Source organism: Microcoleus sp. D2_18a_D3 (assembly GCF_036702455.1).
GTDB lineage: Bacteria > Cyanobacteriota > Cyanobacteriia > Cyanobacteriales > Microcoleaceae > Microcoleus.
This window is the reverse complement of record NZ_JAUBTK010000002.1, coordinates 152,481-174,144: the sequence shown is the minus strand read 5'-3', so window position 1 is coordinate 174,144 and position 21,664 is coordinate 152,481. Positions and strand designations below refer to the sequence as shown.

At 44.9% G+C, this 21,664-nt stretch carries 20 protein-coding genes; 15 read left to right on the top strand and 5 right to left on the bottom strand.

Annotated features, from left to right (window positions below; translation table 11 throughout):
• Nucleotides 1-132 precede the first annotated feature (132 nt).
• From QUB06_RS02245 to QUB06_RS02220, 6 genes are all read left to right on the top strand, one after another.
• A complete protein-coding gene (locus tag QUB06_RS02245) occupies nt 133-2,157 on the top strand; it encodes a hypothetical protein (protein ID WP_333151787.1) in 2,025 nt (674 codons plus the stop codon).
• 109 nt (nt 2,158-2,266) lie between these two features.
• On the top strand, nt 2,267-3,070 hold the full coding sequence (locus QUB06_RS02240; protein ID WP_333151789.1) for a hypothetical protein: 804 nt from the start codon (nt 2,267-2,269) through the stop codon (nt 3,068-3,070).
• Between the two features lie 590 nt (nt 3,071-3,660).
• Nucleotides 3,661-6,048 (top strand): ATP-binding protein, encoded by a 2,388-nt coding sequence (locus tag QUB06_RS02235; protein ID WP_333151791.1) that lies wholly within the window; start codon nt 3,661-3,663, stop codon nt 6,046-6,048.
• A gap of 831 nt (nt 6,049-6,879) precedes the next feature.
• Complete coding sequence (locus QUB06_RS02230) at nt 6,880-7,503, top strand: hypothetical protein (protein WP_333151794.1); 624 nt, start codon at nt 6,880-6,882, stop codon at nt 7,501-7,503.
• A 307-nt stretch (nt 7,504-7,810) separates the two neighbouring features.
• Entirely contained in the window at nt 7,811-8,641 is an 831-nt protein-coding gene (locus QUB06_RS02225) for a ParA family protein (RefSeq protein WP_333151796.1), read from the top strand.
• Nucleotides 8,642-8,749: 108 nt separating this feature from the next.
• Nucleotides 8,750-9,895, top strand: a complete 1,146-nt coding sequence (locus QUB06_RS02220) for a ParB/RepB/Spo0J family partition protein (protein WP_333151798.1) — start codon at nt 8,750-8,752, stop codon at nt 9,893-9,895.
• Between the two features lie 233 nt (nt 9,896-10,128).
• Here the strand turns inward: QUB06_RS02220 and QUB06_RS02215 are convergent, their stop codons facing one another.
• On the bottom strand, nt 10,129-10,311 hold the full coding sequence (locus QUB06_RS02215) for a hypothetical protein (RefSeq protein WP_333151800.1): 183 nt from the start codon (nt 10,309-10,311) through the stop codon (nt 10,129-10,131).
• Between the two features lie 20 nt (nt 10,312-10,331).
• Between QUB06_RS02215 and QUB06_RS02210 the strand changes: the two genes are divergently transcribed.
• Complete coding sequence (locus tag QUB06_RS02210; protein WP_333033765.1) at nt 10,332-12,089, top strand: helix-turn-helix transcriptional regulator; 1,758 nt, start codon at nt 10,332-10,334, stop codon at nt 12,087-12,089.
• Nucleotides 12,090-12,917: 828 nt separating this feature from the next.
• Here QUB06_RS02210 and QUB06_RS02205 read toward each other — a convergent pair.
• Nucleotides 12,918-13,208 carry a hypothetical protein gene (locus tag QUB06_RS02205; protein ID WP_333033766.1) on the bottom strand — a complete coding sequence of 97 codons (291 nt, stop codon included), beginning with the start codon at nt 13,206-13,208 and terminating at the stop codon, nt 12,918-12,920.
• Between the two features lie 18 nt (nt 13,209-13,226).
• On the opposite strand from QUB06_RS02205, the gene QUB06_RS02200 reads away from it, so the two are divergent.
• Nucleotides 13,227-14,933 carry a hypothetical protein gene (locus tag QUB06_RS02200; RefSeq protein ID WP_333033767.1) on the top strand — a complete coding sequence of 569 codons (1,707 nt, stop codon included), beginning with the start codon at nt 13,227-13,229 and terminating at the stop codon, nt 14,931-14,933.
• Nucleotides 14,934-15,049: 116 nt separating this feature from the next.
• Nucleotides 15,050-16,405: a replicative DNA helicase gene (gene dnaB / locus QUB06_RS02195; protein WP_333151803.1), complete on the top strand. Its 1,356-nt coding sequence runs from the start codon at nt 15,050-15,052 to the stop codon at nt 16,403-16,405.
• Between the two features lie 35 nt (nt 16,406-16,440).
• On the opposite strand, the gene QUB06_RS02190 is transcribed toward dnaB, so the two are convergent.
• A complete protein-coding gene (locus tag QUB06_RS02190) occupies nt 16,441-16,986 on the bottom strand; it encodes a site-specific integrase (RefSeq protein WP_333085761.1) in 546 nt (181 codons plus the stop codon).
• 74 nt (nt 16,987-17,060) lie between these two features.
• Nucleotides 17,061-17,243, bottom strand: coding sequence for a hypothetical protein (locus QUB06_RS02185; RefSeq protein ID WP_333151806.1), 183 nt, complete (start codon nt 17,241-17,243; stop codon nt 17,061-17,063).
• A 424-nt stretch (nt 17,244-17,667) separates the two neighbouring features.
• Between QUB06_RS02185 and QUB06_RS02180 the strand changes: the two genes are divergently transcribed.
• Nucleotides 17,668-18,018, top strand: a complete 351-nt coding sequence (locus QUB06_RS02180; RefSeq protein ID WP_333151808.1) for a hypothetical protein — start codon at nt 17,668-17,670, stop codon at nt 18,016-18,018.
• The gene (locus tag QUB06_RS02175) at nt 17,987-18,304 is read left to right on the top strand and encodes a helix-turn-helix domain-containing protein (RefSeq protein ID WP_333121269.1); all 318 of its coding nucleotides are present in this window, start codon (nt 17,987-17,989) and stop codon (nt 18,302-18,304) included. Before QUB06_RS02180 ends, QUB06_RS02175 begins: the two co-directional genes overlap by 32 nt.
• Before the next feature lie 624 nt (nt 18,305-18,928).
• On the opposite strand, the gene QUB06_RS02170 is transcribed toward QUB06_RS02175, so the two are convergent.
• On the bottom strand, nt 18,929-19,240 hold the full coding sequence (locus tag QUB06_RS02170; protein ID WP_332946638.1) for a hypothetical protein: 312 nt from the start codon (nt 19,238-19,240) through the stop codon (nt 18,929-18,931).
• 243 nt (nt 19,241-19,483) lie between these two features.
• On the opposite strand from QUB06_RS02170, the gene QUB06_RS02165 reads away from it, so the two are divergent.
• From QUB06_RS02165 to QUB06_RS02150, 4 genes are all read left to right on the top strand, one after another.
• Nucleotides 19,484-19,954, top strand: coding sequence for a hypothetical protein (locus QUB06_RS02165; protein ID WP_172186659.1), 471 nt, complete (start codon nt 19,484-19,486; stop codon nt 19,952-19,954).
• Nucleotides 19,955-19,964: 10 nt separating this feature from the next.
• Nucleotides 19,965-20,429, top strand: coding sequence for a hypothetical protein (locus QUB06_RS02160; protein ID WP_172186658.1), 465 nt, complete (start codon nt 19,965-19,967; stop codon nt 20,427-20,429).
• A complete protein-coding gene (locus QUB06_RS02155; protein ID WP_332946641.1) occupies nt 20,429-21,220 on the top strand; it encodes a hypothetical protein in 792 nt (263 codons plus the stop codon). Before QUB06_RS02160 ends, QUB06_RS02155 begins: the two co-directional genes overlap by 1 nt.
• Before the next feature lie 81 nt (nt 21,221-21,301).
• Nucleotides 21,302-21,658: a DUF3768 domain-containing protein gene (locus QUB06_RS02150; protein ID WP_332946642.1), complete on the top strand. Its 357-nt coding sequence runs from the start codon at nt 21,302-21,304 to the stop codon at nt 21,656-21,658.
• The last annotated feature ends 6 nt before the right edge of the window (nt 21,659-21,664 follow it).

Genomic DNA, 21,664 nt, shown 5'->3' with positions numbered 1-21,664 from the left:
GTAAATTTAAAAACCTTCCGTAAAAACTAAATAAATTAAACATTTAGTATGTTCCATCCCTTTGCTTGAAGTATTCTAGTTTTTCTTTTTCTTGTACGGTTAAACACAACACATTCAATTCATCATAAAGCCATGACTAACCAAACAAATATATCAACCCACAATTCAATTAATACCAGTCCTGATAATAGTAAGTTCACCACTACAGCCAATATGAATCATGCAAGTGCATCAAGTGAATCTACCCTAAACAATGATGACGGCAACATCAATTTCCCTATTTCCCCTTCTCCAAATCCTTCCCCTTCTGACGATGACATTGACGAGAACTTCATTGCTAACTTTGACCCCAATGCACCCCTAACACTTGAAACTCAATATCAACTCGCTCAAGATGAGGAAAGACCACTGCCCCCGCCTGTTTCCGAAAGAGGCGTTCCTAGAGCAGTGACAATACTGCTATTGACTGGTGGAATACTATTGCTAGGACTGCTGATTTGGCAATTTATCAAGCCTAAATCACCTCGCGAACCTATCGCACAATCAACACCAAAAGAAAGCTCTTCTGGCACCATTAAAGATGAAAAACCGGAGTTGCTGGCTAAATTAGCTTACCAAGACCAACAAAAACTGTTAGCCGAAAAACCGCAAAAAACCGCAAAACCCAAAACAGAACCGTCGCCCAAACCGTCAAGAGCCCCACGAAATCCGCGAACTCCGCGTCTAGTCGCTACCCGGAGCGCTGCACCGCCACCTACTCCTCTACGCGAACCCCTACCCGCACCCAGAACAGTAGTGCGGACGGTAACAGTACCCGCACCCATACCGCAAAGAACACCCGCGCCCCCACCAGCCCCCATACCCAAACCGTTAATACCCCCACCTTTAATTCCAACTCCAAGAGAAGAAAAAATCGACCCGTTTGAGCGGTGGAACCAACTCGCTCAACTCGGACAAATTAGGGGAAATTTTGACCCTAACCGAATAGCGAATGCCGTGAGTGCAACACCAAGCACTCCAGCGACAACAAGTGCTACCGCCGCCGCTAGTACGAACCCAACTCCAACAAGTGAATTCCTAACAGTCAATATCGGCAACCAAAAGTTGCAACCCTCATACGTTTCTTTGGAACAAATCCCACAAGAATTTTATAACCGCCCAAATAACGCCACCGGGGAAAGGCTACACCCGGAGTTTCCCGCAGGAGAGGACAGCCTCGAAACCACCGACAACTCCCAAAACCCCACCAACCAATTAACTCCGGCTGCCCTTTCTCCCCAAACAAGTTCCGATTCTACCGATAGCCCAATCGAGACTGCGGCTCGACTGAGCGCGAGCCGAACATCCTTGCCTGATACAGAATTTCAAACCCTTTCCCCAGAAGCTGCTCCAGAGGCTTCTGCCTTAACAAATTCCCCAACTCTGGAACAAGTAAACTCCCCAGGGGCAAAAGGCATTCTCAACCGCACGCCCCAAAGTTCCTCAACCTCCCAAACAGCTCAGGTTCCCCTTGGAACCACAGCCAACGGCGTAGTTTCGGTTCCCCTGCTGTGGGATGAAGGCTCAGGCAAACAGCTTTACGACAAATTTGCCGTCACTCTCACAGCCGACGTAACGGCAACTGACGGCTCTATTGCCTTTCCTGCGGGCACGGTTGTCATTGCCAAAGCCAGCACCGTCAGCAAGACCAATCGCATGGTACAAGCTACTGCTGTGGCGCTCGTCTACTCTGATAGAAACGGTCAGATTAAACAGCAGCCCATTCCAGAAGGCGCAATTTTGATTGCAGGAGAGGGCGGACAGCCGCTGATTGCTTCAGGCTACTTCGACCCAGGTTCAGATATTGCCGGACAGGATATCCTTACCGCAGTGCTGTCGGGAGTTGGACGAGTCGGTCAAGTGTTCGCAGACCCTAAAGTCAGGAGCTCTAGCAGTATTAGCGGTAGGTTTGGGAGCAGTACAACCACCGTTGAAAGTCGAGACCCCCAAATTTGGTCAGCCGTCCTCGATGGCTTCTTCAGCCCCCTGGCAAAACGGATGGAAAGCCGCTCAGATAGAGCAACTGAAGAACTTTTAAACCGCCCCAATGTAGCTGTGGTTAATAAAGGAACCCCGGTTTCTATTACTGTTAACAGCTTTCTCAACATTTACCGATAACCAAACCGTCGGTAAACGGTTAAGTCGCCCCAACGCGACTGCGGCGATTAGTAAAGGAAATCCCCGTTTCTACTGTCAACAATTTTCTCCACATCAACGAATAACTGCCATGACGAATCGCATCCAATCCCCAAGAATGCTTTCCCTCGGAGGGCTTTTGTTCACAGCAGTGTTCGCTACTGCAAGCTACCCCAACTGTGCTTTTGCTCAATCAAGAGTAACAGGCTATCAAACTGTGGGTCGAGATATTGCCGTCAATAGTGCGATCGATATTTTAGTCTATCCCGGTCGCGCGAGTGCGATCGACTTCAGCTCAACCGATGAAGCTCTCGCCTACGTTTTAATTGCCGACCCCTCAAAAATAGTTTTCAGCACCGATGCACAGTTGGCAAGCGGCCAAGCCAAAACTGTTTTCTTGCGTCCCATTCAAGCGCTCAATTTTCCGGGAGCTACCACAGCTACCATCACTAACCTTTCAATCAAAACTGTAGATTCAAAAGGGAAACAGCGACTTTACAACTTCAACATCGTTCCTACCAACAAAGAACCAGAACACTTAGGAATTCGCATCGCTCCCCTCACCCCAAGAATGGAGCCGACTGTGAACGTTGATAGAGGTCGCGCCCCCGCAGTATCAGATGTCGAAAAAGGATTGCTGATTGCCATTCAAAAAGGCTACACAGCAGCCAACGACCCAGTAGTCTACAGCGTGCGGCAATTTTTAGCTCTGGTAAGAAATCAGAATCTATCGGCGGCAGATGCTGCTGCACGAGCCGGAGTAGACTTGTCTGTGATTGTCGAGCTGAGCCGCATTGCACGAGAAGAATTGAACTACCCTGGAACAAGATTTCAACAGCGACAACCGCCAACAGCCCGAACTACTCGGCTTCTTAAAAGTCGCTCTGCTTTTTGATTGGAGCCGGAGCTGCGGGAATAGGTAACGGGAATGGGGAATGGGGAGTAGGGAATAGGGAGTGGGAGAGAATTTGACTGACTGTCTCCTAACTTCCTATTACCCATCCGATTATCGAAAAGTTGAGATGCGAATCCTCTCCTCAATACTGCCCGCGCTGAGTCAGGTTGGAGCCTGTGTCACTAACCGCTCGCTCTGAGAACTTATGGCTTTTGACTGATTCTGATTGCTTTGAAGCTGCGCTATTAATAATAGCAATTAGTGAAACAGCATAATGAGAGTGAGCAGGGATGGTGAGTGAGAGGGGATAACTCTTTTACTTCCTACTCAACGCAAAGCTGAGTTATCAGTTTTGAAAAGACATCTTAAATAGGTATTTTTTGAACGGTTCGGCAGTAATACTTTCTCGGAAGAACGTTTTTTCCCTCATTCGCACTCCCTTTTTTTAACCAATGTTCCGCCCAAAAAGCTCAGTTCAAAAAAAGTCTGCCCTCCCGCTGCGCGTTGTGCTTACAGTCCCCAACGCTCTCCTGATTTCGACTTTACTATGTCTGACCGGATGGCTTTCTTTTCAAACAGGGCGGCAGACAATGAATGACTTAGTTGCACAGCTATTGGGAGAAGCAACGAGCCGCATCTCTGACCGCCTTGACAACTACTTAAAAGAAGGGGTTGGGGTTGGGAAAGGAGAAGGGACTTATAAAAAAATGCAAACTGGTTCGGTAAACCAACTTCGCCCAAGTCAAACAGCCGGAGTCACAATCAAACCAAATGGGAAAAGAAATGGGTCAGACTCTCCAAAAACAATATTGCCTCAACAAAAAACAAATCCTGCTTTTCCCACCCCAACCTCAACATTCAACTTGCACGATTTCCACATCAGCCCTAACTGTCAAGCCTTTATCTTAGACCGTTCGGGACACTTAGTTGCTTGGAACGAGGTAACTGAACTAAAACCGTCTATTTCTGTTGACTCCCAGCAGCGAATTCGCGCCCAAGCTCTGCAACAAAAAGTAATCCAGCTTTCCACAGAGTATTTGCTTAAACATTATGGCAGCCTCGCTGCTATTAACAGCAGCCAAAATCTTAACTTTACTGCCAGCAACTCATTATACTTGCTGCAAGTCAGACCTTTTGAAAACTCGAAAGGCTTAAATTGGCTGATTGTGGCAGTTGTACCCGAAACGGACTTCACGGAAAAAGTTCAGGCCAATACTCGCAACACTATTTTGCTCGTGCTGCTGGCTTTGATTCTTTCTATCTGCCTTTTGCTGTCCATTTCCCTAAGAATAGAACAGCGGCTGCTGCGGTTAATTTCGGCAACAGAGGCGATAGCTGGCGGCGACTTCGACTCAACAGTTTCAGGTAGCGGCGTTGCCGAACTCGAAGCCCTAGCCTGTGCTTTCGAGCGCATGAATTGCCAGTTAAAAGCATCTCGCCAGCGGCTAGAAGAATATTCCGGCGATTTAAAGCGGCAAGTTGCACAGACAACGAAGGAACTAAAACAAGCTAAAATTGCCGCCGAAAGCGCCAATCGCGCTAAAAGTACCTTTCTGGCTAACATGAGCCACGAATTGAGAACGCCTCTGAATGCGATTATCGGTTTTGCTCACTTGCTTGTGAACTCTAAAAAAACTGCACCGGAACAGCAGTCGAGTTTAGATATTATCAATCGCAGTGGCGAGCATTTGTTGAAACTAATCAACGATATTTTGTCGCTGTCCAAAATTGAAGCAGGTCAAATCACCCTCGAAGAAACTGCTGTTGACTTGTACAGTTTGCTCAAGGACATAGAACGGATGTTCCAACTCAAAGCTCAGTCGTCGGGATTGCAACTTGTTTTTGAACTCCGGAAAGATGTACCGCAATACGTCCGAACTGATGAAAGCAAGCTGCGCCAAGTTTTGATTAATCTGTTGGGTAATGCTGTTAAATTTACTGAGGCGGGTAGGGTGAAGCTGACTGTAAAATGCCTTCAGCCGCTGGCAAAAAAACCGTTACCCAAATTCTTTCTCCAGTTCTCAGTGAAGGATACAGGCCCTGGTATTGCCCCTGAAGAGATTAGCCGTTTGTTCAAGCCGTTCGTCCAAACTGAAACTGGCAGGAAATCACAAACGGGAACGGGCTTGGGATTGCCCATCAGCCGCTCTTTCGTCAAGCTGATGGGTGGCGATATCAAGGTCAAAAGTTCTGTGGGGAAAGGAACGGTTTTCAGTTTTTACATTAAAGTGAGTCGTGCAACACAGAGCGAAGTCCGTGACATCCAGCCTCAAAAACAAGTGAATGGACTGGCACCCAACCAACAAAATTATCGCATTCTGGTAGCGGACGATGAGTCGGCAAATCGGTTGCTACTAACTCAGATATTGAAGTCAGCCGGCTTTCTTTTGTGGTTTGCGGATAACGGAACTGAGGCTGTTAAATTGTGGCAAAAGTACAAGCCGGATTTAATTTGGATGGATTTGAAAATGCCGCTTTTAGACGGCTTTCAAGCTGCTCGAAAAATTCGTTCTCTGCCTGACGGCTCCAATACAAAAATTATTGCTTTGAGCGCTAATGCGTTTGTTGAAACCAAGAAACTCGCTTTGTCGAATGGCTTCGATGACTTTGTTGCCAAACCGTTCCGAGAAACAGTAATTTTTGAGAAGATGGCGCTTCATTTGGGAGTTCGCTATATCTATGAAGAGGAGTCGTCTAGGAAGTCCGAACAGGATGAGCCTGTTGTGCAACTGACTTCTGAGTCGCTGTCTGTGTTGCCGAGGGAGTCGATTAAGAAGCTTTATAAAGCAGCCGCTTGTGGAGACGAGCAAGCGGTAAGGCTGTTGATTGAGCGAATTCCTCGCTCCCAGAAACAAATTGCTGGGGCTTTGACCAAGTTAGTGGAAAATATGAGTTTAGATATTATCAGCGATTTGACTCAGAATTGCATTTCGGCCGATTGTACGAGCGCAAAATCCCAAGACTGCGATCAAAGTTAACTCGGTTTTTAGATTCGTACCTCAGATATCAATATATGAAGTTCAACCTTAGTCTATCGCCAAATCCCAAGACTATTCTCAAAGTTAACTCGGTTTTGAGAATCGTACCTCAGATATCGATATATGACGTTCACCGAGTGCATTTCGGTAGATTAGGCGAACTCACCATCCCAAGATAGCGATCAAAGTTGACGGGTGTTTACAACCCTACCTCAGATATCGATATATGACGTTCGGCAGATTGTACGAGCGCCAAATCCCAAGACTGCGATCAAAATCAACTCTGCGGTGAGAGTCTGTACCTCAGATATCGATATATGACGTTCGGCAGATTGTACGATCACCAAATCCCAAGACTGCGATCAAAGTTAACTCGGTTTTTAGAGTTCGTACCTCAGATATTGATATATGACGTTCGGTAGATCGCAAAGCATTAGGACGATTTTGTTCAGAGCAGCACGATTTGACAGAGCAATGCCGAGCAGAGGTACAGCCGATAATCTGCTAAAAACTCACGCTCACTTGATTGTTTACTCCATGCTATCGGCTGTACCTGTCTGTACGTAACGACAGATGCGGGTTCGATCCGCAGTAGCAAGTCAGCGGATTTGGTCTGGGTGGAATGTGGCAGCGGGTCGAGCAGATTAGCGCTCAGTTGGAGATTCAGAGCGAGCTGGGATCGGGAACAAAGGTTATTATTGGTCATATCTGTTGGGAACATCCGTTCGTAAAAACCTACCAAAATCGGGACAAAGCTATGAATAGCTTCCTGGCTTAACGAACGCGATCTAAATATAAAATTAGAGCGACGGAGTGAAAGGTGCAACTATTATGTCTTATAGCGAATTTTCCCTAGATGATATTAAGCATAAACTCGGCTTAACAATTAGAGAAGTATCTGAAGTCTTTACGGCTGTAGAACCGATCGCACCCAGTCAGCTTTTAAAGGAAACCTTAGCCGAAAATATTCCCTTAGCCTTGGGAATTGACACGGAAAAAGCGCGATCGGAGATGATAGTCGCTCCGGTATTGATTGAACTCCGCAGGCGGTGCGATCGTCAAATCAGCCTCTTTTCCGGTACGGAATTTAATATTGATCGAGTCAAAGGACTGAATGGCATTTGTGACTTTATGATTAGTCATTCACCAGAACAATTATCTTTAAATGCTCCCGTGTTTACACTTGTCGAAGCCAAGAATGACAATATCAAATCGGGAATTGCCCAGTGCATTGCAGAAATGTTGGCAGCCCAGATTTTTAATATTCAAAAAGATAACAGCATTTCCTGTGTTTATGGTGCAGTGACAACAGGCAGTATCTGGAGGTTCATGAAACTAGAAGATAGGACGGTTTATATTGAAACAACAGAGCATTTTATTGAAAACATTCAACTAATTCTAGGTATTTTAATGCAAATTGTTCAGTTGACTCGCCCAACCCTTCCGTGCCTTTGAAGTTCCCTAGTACATTGTACGCTCGCACCGTCGCAAGACTGCGATCGAAGTTAACTCGGCGGTTAGATCCCATACCTCAGATATCGATATATGACGTTCCGTGTTTCAGTCTAGCGATCGAACTTAAATTCTTTTCAACAATCTTCCCCGTACTAAACTTGACGATAATCTACTCGTCAGACTAAATATTAACTTGCTGGATCAACGTAAGGCAGAACGGTGGTTAGCGGCGATGCCCTCTCATATATCGATATCTGATGCCGACTCTCGATATATCATACTTAAATCATCTACTTAATTCAAAACCATGCAAATTCGACTAGCAGTCATCAGCAATGCTGGCGGCACTGGCAAAACCACACTTTCAGTTCACCTCGCCTACGAACTGGGGTTAAGGGGTTTGAAAGTAGCCATTATGGATCTCGACCCCCAAGGCTCCCTGACCCTTTTTTGCGGTCTAAATCCGCCAGAGCCAGAACACACACTGTCCGCCATAATGCGAGAAAGCTTCAATGGCTCTTGGCCTCTTACTCAAGGCTGGAGTTCCCACACCAATAATATAACCGTTTGTCAAGGCGGAATGACGCTGACGCAAACAGCAGACGAGTTAGTTCTGCACAAGCGTGGCGCTTATCTTCTGGGCGATTGCCTGAGTGACTATCCAATGGATCACGACCTAATTATCTTCGACTGCCCCGCTACCCTCGGCCCCTTGCCCTTGATGGCACTAACTGCTTGCACTCATATAATAGTGCCCGTACAGCTCGAACCAAAATCAATTCAAGGAGCAGCTCACCTGCTGGAGTGGTACTACCACCATTGCAAACAATTACGCCTCAAGCCGCAACCAGAAATCTTAGGGTTTGTACCCAACCAATACGATACGAAACGAGCCGTCCACCGACAACTTTTAGAGTCCTTGCCAGCCCAGCTAGAGCAGATGAATATCCGCGTTTTTCCACCTATTCGGGACAGTGCAGAATTTGTTAATGCCAGCGGTCAAGGGTTGCCATTACACCTTTATCGCCCGCTTCACCCAGCTTTAGGCGACTTCAAAGAAATTGTTAAGCACCTAGCTACTTTAATGGGAAATGGAGTTGCTCCGGCTATTGCCAAAAAAGGAAAAAAAAAGAAATAGTGTTTGATTCACAGTCACAACTTGCGCCGGCGAAAACGAATCCTTCGTTTTTGGCTTATAGCCATGAACTGACTTCTTCCAATCCCCAATTTAAAATCTAAAATCGCTATGGCCACCCGTAAAGCTCCCGACTTGGGAAATTATTTTTCATCCGCCAAGCAGTCAATGCACCTCTCTGAAGCTGAATCCGAGATTCAGGAACTCAAAGCAGAAATTGAAGAACTGCGAAAATCGGGTTCAACGGAATTGGAATCTCAATTGACTGCACTGCGAGAACAACTAGAATCCGCCAGCGGTATCCTCTCCATTTCACTAGACCAAATTCAGCCTAATCCTGAACAACCCAGACAGACATTTTTGCCGGAAAGTATCGAGTCCATGTCCCGTTCCCTTGCTAGTGACGGACAACTGCAACCCATTATCTTGATTCAACGGGGGGATTTGGTGATATTCGATGGAGAGCGGCGCTGGCGCAGCGCTAAAAATCTGGGCTGGGAAACTTTACAAGCTGTGATCGTTCCAGAACCCGCGGCTTTGCACCGCAAAGCACTGCTGACTTCCCTGCACCGGGAAGATCTCAATCCCCTCGATAAAGCAGAAGCTATTGTGCGGGAGTTGTCTGAAAATACGGGTTTGGAAGCTGCAACTATCCCCCGCATTCTCTCGACAGTGGTGCGACGCTTGAACGCGCAAAAACGGATGAACTTGGTTTCCGAGTTGGTGACGGTGGCACCTGACGAGCAGCAACAGGGTTTGGCCGCTTTGGGTTTGGATGAACAAGAGTTGGCCGTTTTGCGGACACTGTTGGATTTGCAGCTCAATCCCGCTTCTATCGATGCCAACATTTTCCCGATGCTGTCTTTGGCTGATGACCTTAAGACTGCTATCAGGCAATTAGGACTTAAAGGGGTTCATGCAATGGCTCTTTCTAAACTCTCTGCTAAAAATTTAGTCTTGCCAGAGGAAGAAGCGCTGCCGATTAGAGTTAAAACAACTAATCAAGTTATTGCCGATAAATTGTCAGTGACCCAAACTCGTAAATTGGTGCAAGAAATTATCAGTTCCACTCTGGATGATTTCCCAGGAGCAGCCCGCCCGTTCAAGCAGGTCAAGTTGGCAACCGGGAATTTGAAAAAGCTGTCACCGCAAGTGTTGGAGCAAGCTGAGGTTGAACAACTGGTGGAGTTGCAGGAGGTTTTGCGCCAAAAGCTGGCGGAAATTGAGGCGGTTTTGAAACAAAATGGTGGGGAATAATACCAATTTCATAAATTTCTGCTACAGAGGCAGTTCTAACTCCTCCCCTCGAACGGGGGAGTTGAGGGGGTAGATATTTAGCGATATTTTATGAATTTGGTATAACAACAAAGTTTCGATGGGGCTGTCTGCTGAAATCGATCGACTGTTTCTACCCATCGTTTTTATCGATCGCCTTCGATCTGATTAGCTGCCAGACAATCTATAATAAACGAATTGCATTGTGGAGGTAGTTATCCATGAGGCAATGCAAGCTTGTGAGTCAGTTTTTGAATTTTTTGATAAGTTGTTCTGTCTGACGGTAATTTCGATCGCAAAACAGCTTTTTGTTGGTTGTAGCAAGCACCGATCGCCTTGAGGATTTTACCATTAATAGTCGGCGGGTTAAATCTTGCTTGATTCGATATATGTGGCAACCTGAAAACACATTGTCCTTATGAGAGACCGCGATCGCATCCAACAATACGCTCTCAAACTAGGTAGAGAAGGTAAACTCCTATCTTCAATATTAGTGAATATTGCTACCCGATTGCATCATGTTTTGAAAACAATTATATCTCAAAACAGTGGAATAAAACACTTACCGTATCGCGATTTAAAAATCACCCCACAATTATTAGGAACTATTGAAAAAACATTCGAGAAATACTTTATATCTGATTTTCTGGAAAAGAATGCAGAGTGGATACTGAATCAATTAGATATCTGCGAGCGAGGAGAAAACCTATCGGATATTCTGCCTGGAACGATCGCTTTTCACCCTGACGCATCCTTACCCAAATCCGAATCCCGGACAGAATCTCAGATAATTAGTGCGTGTGGATATCATGCTGCCGATGAATTACTACAACAAATAAATATACAAAATCTATCAGCAGCTCAGTTGGCAAAAATCTTAGAACTTGCACCCCTTCCAATTCCAGTAACCGAACCCCCATTATTCAAGAATAAATCTGTAGAAGCTGTTCCAACAGCAGCTCTGATGGCTTCCAGTCTCCGCGCGCAGATCCGACCTGATTTGTGGTATGAAGCTGCCAGCAGTATTGCTGTTTTTCAACATGAAGCAAAGGGTAACTCAAACAATTATATCGAGCATTACATTTCCAGCCCAGGTGACATTACCCTGCTGCCTTGGAACGAAGCCCAGCAAATCATTGATAAGTTTGGGTTTACCAGCGCAAAATTGCACATTATTTTTGCAGCTCACACCATGAAACAAGAGACTCCTTGGCACAGCAGCTTTACACTAAAAGCCAGCGATATTGTTAAGGAAATGGGATGGGATAAAAATCACAAAAAAACTCAAATAGAAAAACTGCTAGAGATTGCTAATACAGCATTTGCCCTTGATTGTTTGTTGGTCAAAGCTGTTTGGATTGAGGGAATGAACAAGAAAGGGCAAATTATAGCTAGTGCTCCTGTAGGGAGAATGTGGAATGTCTACATCAAACCCCAAGGTCAGTTAAATTTTGAAGGTAAGATAGACAACCCCCATGAAATCTACATCACAGTCCAACCCGGATTGTGGACTCAGGATTTTTTGAACCGAGCTGGAGCCAAGTCGAGAGAAGCGTTATATCAGTTTGGCTATCTTTCCCAGCAAGTGCTGAGAATCGATCCGTACCATAACGAATTTGCCTTAAGACTAGCAATTCATGTCACCATAGAAAGCCGATTTCACGCCAGTGGTGAATACCGAGTTTTAACGCTACTAAAAGCGATTTTACCATCTCCACAAATTGACTCAGCTCGCAGCGATAATCGCAAAGCCTACAAATTAAAGCAGAGCTGGGATAGTGCCTTAAAACTATTAATGAATCTGGAGTGGCAAATAGAATTTGACCCGGAAACTTATCCAGATAAACTTCAGCCTGAGAACAAAGAAAGAAACCCAAAAGGCTACCTGGAATGCTGGCTGGCGGCCAAAATTACCATCCTTCAGCCAGAACCCATCCCACTTTTAATCTCAAAGAAGACCCAACCCAAACAATTAAAGCGCGCTTCGGCAAAACCACTCTCGATAGCAGGTGCTTCCGTGCGAAAAGCCCGTGAAGGTAAGGGGTGGACTCAGAGAAAATTAGCTGGTTGGTTGGGGGTTTCACAGTCGCTGATTGCTCAGATAGAGCGTGGTCAGCGGACTGTCAGCCCGGAAATAGAGACTAAATTGCTCGCTCTATTGGATATCGCTGAGTGAAGTCGATCGCATTTGAGATTGGAGATTTTAGATCGATGGGGGTTTGAAACTTGTCGGCTGTTGAATTCAGTTTTGGGGCGCGGTACTCGTACCAAACTGACTCGTCGCCTCACTGGTCGCTGCTTCGGAAAACTTATACCATTTCTCCAAAATAATGCAACAGTAGTTTGTACCGCTCGAATCTAATTGTATTGGGTACTCGACCCGCATTGTAGCAGCATTTTAGAGAAATTGTATTACCCAAAGCTGCTCATAGATTGGGTTAGTGTTTTTTATCCTACGATCGTGACTTCAAGCAGATAAAAAACTTTGACCTTGCGCTGTGTCGATTTTAGGCACGTTAGAGAATTTTGATGTTACCCAGCAAAAGCCTTACTAATCAACAGCAAGCAAAAATTTTTTACGCCCGATCAATAAAAGATTGGTTATTCAAGTTGTTATTCAATTTGAGCGATCGCAGCGACAGAGCCTGGGGCTGGCTGCGTATCTTGCGGGTGCCATGACTTTCTTAACGCAACCTCAGTCCAGACTTTACCGGGCTGTATCTTTACTGGTTTGAGCTGGTTGTCCAGTTTTGTCCGGTATCTCGCGGATAGCTATGCAGGTGAACGCATTCAAATACTCCTATTTTCAGAATTAGCGAGATCCAGCGAGCCTAAAGGGCTAGTTGCCGTAATCAAGCTGACAGCAGCCGTGTAATCATAAAAAAAACTTAAAAAATCGAGCTTGAACCCTTACAGTATATGGGTTTAAGCTTGATTACAAAAACATCCACATCCCAGGACAATTTTATCCACATCCCAGGATAATCTTATCCACATCCCAGGATTATGATTTTTTGAAACTCTTGCTATATATAAGTTTCAGCTTTTGATTACAACTCTTATAAGTCTGACAAGACTGATCCGCCACCACATCCCGCGACGATCGACCTGGCAGGATGGAAAAAATAATCGCACGGGCTCGACGATCGATCGCCAATGCAGCGCGATGGAGCGCATCTCGCCTTCCTGCTGCAAGCACGAGCGGATACCCCGCGACCAAATCCGACCAAATCCATAACAACCCCTCTCGCACGCTTCTAGTAGCTACCACAGCCGCTAAAAGTGACACGCTCATTTTTACCGCGAACAAAAAATGGTTGCAGATACAACTACCTGGCACAAACCACCACTCACCAGATATGCCTCAATTTACGAAGCCCTGGCCGACGTACTCGAAGGCGCTACCCCCAGCGCCATCAAACTCGCCCTCTACCTGTACAGAACCTGCATCGGCGGCAAACCAGAGGAAATCGACATCTATGACATCCCCTTGGGCGAAAAACGAGCCACAAGAGTCCGCAATGGCAAGCCCTACAGCCCCAACACCAGGCGGACAGCCCTCAGACAGCTCGAAAAACTCGGTTTGGTCAAAATCCTGAAAAACTACGGACGCGGCATTTTTCGCATAGCAGTGCAGCACCTGGGCGACGTTCGCCCCTTCACTCATACCCACTCAAAATTCCAAAAACTGAGCAACTCATCAAAAAATCAACGTCAACAGTCAAAAATTGAGCAAATAGAGGGTTCAAACCCTGATGGCGCCGTACTCTTTACAGAGGATAAGAAAGGACAGCAAAGCACTGAAAATGTTGCTGCTGTTTTTTTAAGTTTTTTTGAAGAAAGAGAAAATTTAGCCAAGACAAATGTAAAACCAAAAAATGTAGAACCAAAACCTGCTACTCAAATCCAGACCAAAGACAGTCAGTCAAATAAAAATTCACAACAAAGACTAAAAATTCTAACTGAGGATAAATATTCCGCCCCAACCGCTGAATATCTGAATACTAATTCAGATAAAATTCAAGCGATCGATGATGCGACAATACCTTGCAGTTCAGAACAAACAGGTTTAACCTCTGAACCCCCGCAAAAACTACCCACAAAACTCGACAGCCTCGACCATCAAAGAATCTCTGGCGCCGAACCAACAATAACCAACAAAGCTGTCCGGTTAAATCTCGAAACATCTTCGTTCGTTAATCCTCAAGTCGCTAAAATTGTCGAAACAGTTGTAATTGCCAATTCCAAAGCAACTGAAATTGCCGAAGTGGTTGCAATTGCCAATTATGAAGCGATTGCAATTGCCAACCCTGATGTAACTGAAATTGCCGAAGCGGTTGCGATTGCTAACTCCGAAGCAACTGAAATTGTCAAAGTGGTTGCAATTGCCAATTCCGAAGCGGTTGCAATTTCCAATCCTGATGTAACTGAAATTATCGAAGCGGTTGCAATTGTCAATTCCGAAACGACTAAAATTGCCGAAGTAGTTGCGATTGCTAACTCTGAAGCGGTTGCAATTACAAACCCCGATGCGACTCAGATTGTCGAGATAGTTATGCAAGCCACAGGAGGGATGAATCCCGAATTGAGAGTTTGCGTCCTCCAGTACAACTTAGAAGAAATTCAAGCAGCCATAAACCTGCTGCAAATCAGAAGCCAAACAAAGCAAATATCTAACCCTTCAGGATGGATTGTTGACTGTTTGCGCGGTCGTTGGTGGGGAAAAACTAATGGTTTTCCAAACTCGAACCCAACAAATGTTGTTTCGTCTCCAGCTTCAGCAGGCTCTTCTCCAACTCCAAAAAATTCTCCTTCTGCACAGACAACAAGAATAACTGAGGATTATATTGACCCTCAGTATATGCCATTAACAACTCACCGAAAGTTATCCGAACAGTTCCAAGAACTAGGCGAAGAAGCTTTCGCAGCGCTAGGTATTCAGCAGCAAATTTACTTGCAGTGGATACAGCGATTTCCTCAGCAAGCAAAACAAATTGTGAACAAATTGTCTACTACTTAGCTATTTAGCTTAGCTGTGAAAACAGTTATCGTCCAACCCATTTAGACAGCTTTTCATCTTTTAGACAACTTTTCGCACAGTTGAATTAGCAACAAGATCAAAGGAGAATACCAGACATGGCAGTCAGTTTAGTTGACAAAATTATTCCGAGCAATATTGATGCAGAGGAAGCAATTTTAGGCGGAATTCTGATCGATCCAATAGCCATTAAAAGAATCGCAAATATTCTGCGTCCCGAAGCATTGGCAATTACAGTCCACCAACATATTTATCGGGCCGCTTTGGTGCTGCATTCTCTAGAACAGCCCACAGATTTGATGAACATCACCACCTTCCTCGACGACCACAACCTGCTGGAAGTAGTAGGAGGTCAAATCAAACTGGTAATGCTGGTAGACCGAACTGTTTCAGCCGTCAATATCGACCAGTATGCCTTGCTAGTCATGGACAAGTTTGTCCGGCGCGAACTCATCAAAGTTGGCAATGACATCGTGCAGCTTGGCTACGAGACTTCCACCGAATTGGATGCGATACTAAATAAAGCCGAGGAAAAGATTTTTGCCCTCAATAAGTACAGAGAAGAGCGACAAAAAGCTATTCGACCTCTCTCCGAATACTGCGGAGAGCTTTGGCGATATCTAGATGAAATTGAGGAAGAGCGCTTGGAGACTGCTAACTACTTTCCTGGAATCAGCACAGGGTTTTACGACCTCGACGACCTCTTGGGAGGGGGATTTTACCGAGGTGAATTGATTGTCATAGGAGGTCGCCCCGGCAGCGGCAAAACAGCTTTGGCTTGTGCCCTTGGCTACAACATTGCTTCCCTTTCCACGAACGGTCGAGTTTTGATGTTTTCGATGGAAATGCCAGGTCGGGACTTGGCAGCACGACTAATGGCACTTGAGAGTGGGGTGTCGGTGAAAGATATCAGGAAAGTTAACCTAGCTGGTAAGTACGAAGTCCTAGCTTCGGCTTTAGGGAAAGTTAGCGATGCTGATTTTTGGATAGACGAAAGTTTGGAACCGTCTCCCTTGGAGATTCGTTCCAGAGTTAGGGAGTTTGTTTGTGAGCGCGGCCCATTGGGTTTGGTAATTATTGATTACTTGCAATTGATGGTGAATTCGGCGGATGAAAATGTTGTCAATAAAATTAGCGAAATTACGCGGCAGATGAAGATTTTGGCTCGCGAGGTTGACGCGCCGGTTGTGCTGCTTTCTCAGCTCAATCGGGGGGTAGAGACTCGCACGAACAAGCGTCCAAGTTTATCGGATTTGCGTGGCTCTGGTGGAATTGAACAGGATGCGGATGTTGTGCTTGGAGTTTACAGGGACGATTATTACAATCCTGATTCTCCCGATCGGGGAATCGCTGAAATTATTGGATTGAAAGGGCGCAATAGCGGAACGGGAACGGTTAAGTTGCTGTTTGAGGCTGAATGCTGTCGGTTTCGGAATATCTATAAACTCCGGTAATATTGAAGGACAGGAAAATATTGAGCTCTGTCGCCTTACTTCAAAAGTCCAATCGCCTTGACAAGCTGTTCCGGCTGTACCTCCAAATAGCGCTGGAGACTCGACAAATTTTTGTGTCCCGAAATCTCCATAATCACCCGCAGCGGCACCCCCGCATTGCTCAAATTAGTCAGCGCCGTCCGCCGCATCGAATGTGTTGAAGCCCCCTTAATTCTTACCCGCTTGCAAGCTTCTTTAAAAATCACATCCGATGCGGCGCGAGTCAAAGGCTTCGTATTGTCTCGCCCCGGAAACAAAAAACCTACATCTGGATTGTAAGCCTTTAAATACTTAGCCAGCATAGGATGGAGCGGCAGCGTTCGCGTTGCTGATTTCCCCTTTGTCGTCGCTTTCCGCAACGTGACTGACCCCCCAACAATGTCGTGAGTTGTTAAAGCTAACGCCTCTGAAATGCGGCAGGCGCAGTAAAAAGTTACAGCAAACAAAAGCCTGTCCCTTGCTGTAATAAAACCCCGGTCAAACAGTCGGTCAATTTCTGCGGGCGTCAAAATCTTAGCGCGCCCATTCCCTTGAACCTTCACGGCGCAGCCCTCTTAGCGTAAATTCCTTCATTATTGGACGAAAGGGGGTTTACGTCAAGTAGGCTAACTGGCTTCTATTCTTTGATGGCTAACCAAATCCGGCTCAATCGCTTTCTGGGCAATCGGAGGCGCTTATTGCAACTCACTTCCCGCTTATTGCTATTCAACTGACTCGAATTCTCGGAAAAGTTGATAATCGGTAAGGTGGCGATCGCGTCTATGAGGTCTCTGAAAGTAACAGGTTTTTGGGCGTTCATAACACCGCGCTACCAATAAAATTATTATTCACTAATCTAATTATACTATTGTTTGATTCTACCTGCAACCTTTTTTGCGGCCAGTTAGAGCCTGAAGAACAAGTCATCAATATTCTCCAATAACCCTTCTACTTCCCGGTGTGGTTCGATTTGGAGACGTTTGTCCATCATCGCACCTCGCTGACGAAAGCAACTACACCTTTACTATACAAGTCGGCTGCAACCGGACTTGACATCAACGCGATTGGGGGGTATCTCAAAAAACTGATAGCCTAGCCCGAGTTGGGCTTTGAGAATAGTTCGTCAAATATAGATTCCAATTGATTGATTTAAGGAAATATCGCGCTGCAATTTCTTTATCAAGAAATTGGCATAAAAACCTATCAAAACAAATCTGTTGCAGTCGATGCACAGTTAAGAACTCATGTCAATCTCAAAAGGAAAGCGAGATTTGATTTCGACCCTGCCACTAAAACAGTTGAAGGATATGCCGCCTGCAATTGAATTTCCTGTAAACTTTGCCAAAATTCATCTCCCGCGCTTTAAGTGCGGCGAGATGGTGCGCTGGACGGGTGTTAGCGAAGAAGCTGACAGAGGAATGGTTATCGGCAAATTTTACAATTACGAACAGTGTCAATGCTGTTGGATGTGGTGCTACATAATTTGCCTTACTCCTGATTCCAAAAGTGCAACGTGGTGTCAGTTTGATACTGCCTGGGAGGAAGATTTGGAGAAGTTTGAGGATGATAAAAAAGCAGCAGAATCTGACCGATAGAGAACGCAATTTGATTGCAGTTTACAGTCAATGCCAATTCGGAATGACACCGAGGCAGTTTTATGCAAAGTGGGGAGTGAGTTATGAGGAAATTGCTTTTATTTGTTCTCGTTCTGATTCTACAGTGCGGGGTTGGTTTAGAAAGGGGAAAAATCGCAGATTTCCTACTGCTGTCGATTTGCGTCATTTGGCTTTAATGGATTTTCTGCTGGAACACTTTGAGGAAATTCCAGAGACATTGGTGGCTTTCCTGTGTCCGCCTTGCGAAGAGAATAGCCTGGATTAATAGTGGCGGGTATAACGGAAAGACTGTTCAGGGCAACGACTGTATACGTTGTCGCAATCATATACTGCTGACTTGTTCCAACAGTTTTGGTGGCTGCTATACATACACCAAGCTTTTTCAGCATCAAAAGATAATTTGAGCTTGTCTTAGCACAAACCTCATCAAATATCAATGTCACCGTGACCTGTCTTTGACAAGATTATTCAATTACTGTCTTGGCAAGCAATGAAACAAGAGCACAATCTGTTACTTTTACTGCTGAGGTACTAAAATGACCTACTCTGAAAAATTGCACCCGTGGTGTATCATTAGCCTGCTTCCTAATTGTCAGCGTGTTATTGTGGCACGATTTCGTAAGAGAAACGATGCAGATGATCATCTACGGGTTTTGCAGCGATTAGTGAAAACGCGCACATTTGTGATTATTTTTGACATGCAACCAAAGCCTACTGTGCCTAAAGAATAACGGCGAATGCAGCGAAGGTTTGAAATCGAATTAATCGAGATACCTGCGTTAGTTGAATAAACCGACTTTCCAGCGATTTCTCCCAGCGACAGAACCTACTGATAGCTGGGAGAATTTTTTATATATTTTACTGATTCTCTACTAACTACAACTTTTTATCATAGTATTGATTGACGCTCTAGAGCGATCGCATTTGTACGGATAGTTACAATTGCATAAGTAAATATGCTCTGATTGATAGCTGTGCAATCGTAGATGTGGCTAATAGTAATATAGCTTGCGAGCGCAATAGATATTCCTTCTCTATCAATACTTCGGAATTTTGAAGAGTTTTTTTGGGAGATGGCTCTGGCGCAAGGTTCGTAGGTGGCTAATGTTGCGCTGAGTTTTTGGATTTCTTGCCATAGCTCTACTATCAAGGCTTCTTTTGCCTCGTTCAATAGTTGCTTTAAGCCGGGTAGTTTTTCCATTCCTTTATCTAATGTCTATCTCGTCTTCTTGTCAAGGGGGTTGAGCAATTACAATCAAAGAATCAATAGAGACAAGTGCGACCGCATCTTGTCGGACAGATAATTAATGGGAATTAATTAAGAAATTTCTTGGGAAACACGCTTACCGTTAAAACTTTACAAAAAATAGATCGTTAAAAGCAAGGCCGCGATCGCGGCAATTTTTGAGAATAAGCTGCACTTGCTTGTACTGCGAATCCAGCCATGACCCAAATAGAACCAAATTCCGAACCAACTGGAGAGGATATTCCACTTTCAGCTACTCAAAAAGTGGGTGAAACCATCAACAAAACTGAGAACACTTCACAGAGTCCTGACTTACTTGATGAAGGAGAATCAGAACCTTATGAATTCAATTTTTGTACAATCAAAATCCACATTGTTATGCGACCAGACGATGGGCATCCAGAAGGGCGAATCGTAGAAATTACAGCAACGAGCCATGACGACTTACCACTATTAGTACAAGTTAGAGAAAACTCGATTGGAGCTTGGCCAAACCATTTACAAGAATTGCTCCAGCGGTTAGCCTCTAACCTACCTAACCGAAAAGTGAGCGCTCAAATTCGTTCTTCTGTTGGTCAACCCCGGAAAAAAGCCAAACCAAATCTTCAAAATCCTGCTAACCACCCCGTCAACAAAGGTGAAGCTGGAGTACAAATCCCCCTGTTTTAAAGAGGTAACAATGAGTCTAATAGAATATGAAGGCAGGCAAATCGAACTGCCCAACGAAATTACTGCAAATGATGAAAAATTGCTAGAAGTCCTACTTCCTTACTTCCCTGAATTAAGCTCCGCTACAATTGAACGAAAAACAGGTCAACCCATTAAAATCATCAAACAAGCCAAGACAAAGGGTGTAGAAGAAGATTGGAAAAAAGAACTATGCGTACTGCTCACTCCCCATTCCCCACTCCCCTCACTTGTCTCCGCACCGGAAGAACCGAATCAAGCTGTCCAACTCACTTGGGCTCTGCAATGCGACTCTATCAGCGGTTGTGTTACTCCGCTAACCTTGGCAAGTCGGGCTCAAGAACTCTCTGACGCGATCGCTCTGGGTGAGCAAGAACTACAGCGATTTAGAGACACTCTCAAAAAACTCCAACTTGCGCCAGCTATTGCTTGTCTCCAAATTCCTCTTAATTTTTAATGCCTGCAACTATTTTGTCTGTGTCGCAAGCCATTGCCGCTTTGCGACACTCCTACCCAGTAACTAAGCCACTTGAAGCGATTGAATTTCTCAGACAAACGCTCAATAGCGCTCAACTTCTCAATCTTTACCAGCACTTTTTTTCAACTGAATTTGCTACCAGTACCAGTTCTATTTACTCGGATACTCCTGATAATCATAGCCCCCGCGAATTAGAATTCTTCCGTCTTCTTGACGAAACAGAACTTATCCCGATCAGCCCCTGGCAATTAGAAATAGCACAAGAAGAACGCCTCGACCAACTCCTGATTGAGTCTTGGGGGTTGGATTGGTTGAGCTATGAAGATATTGATTCCTTAGCTCCTGAATGGCAAATCCTGCTTTCTCTAAGTTCTGAAGGACTAAATTGGCTAACTGAAAATGAGATGAAAGATTGGTATGAACAAGAATTTGAAGTTTCATTTTCTCAGATTCTACCACCAGATAGGATCAATCATCAGCAATTCCAACAGTTTTGCTCTCTGGCTGAATTTCCCGTAAAAGGGATGCCAATTGTACTGAGTTTCCTCAATTACTCAACGGGTAATATTTGGCTTGACGGCTGCGCTCAACACGAGTATCAATTTGGAGAATGGACAGTCGAAAACTTGATATTTTTATCAGAACAATGGCAAAGTGCTAAAGAATTAATAACCCAGGCTCAACAGGTCATTGACTGGCTTGCTACTGACCGCCATCGACATTTTCAGCAAATTCTTGAACTCTGGAACAAAAGCACCTTGTCAATTTGAATTACCCCTGAATCCGAATAATTACGAGTGAACCAGCAACCGCTAGTGCGGTTGTAGTTGTTGGAAATTGAGGCCTTAATTATGACTGAAACTCTAACAACAGCCGAAAGAATTGCACGTCTTAATGACCAATTACGTCAAGGAGATACCAAAATTGGTGAAATTCGGATTACTCAAGCTGTAAAAGCTCTTCTTCCCGAACAGCAACAAAAGTTACTGCAATTACTAAGAGATTTTAACACCTTTGAAGCTGGCAACAACCCCTACGGAGAACGAGATTTTCTTAGCATTCAACTTGACAGTAAAAGCTATTTTTTCAAAATTGATTATTTTGACAGGAAAGCATGGCTGGAAAATCAGGAAGTTAGTTCACAATGTCCAGAAGACCCCGACAAAACTTGGAGAGTTGCTACCCTAATGCAGTCGAACGAATATTAATTTTCA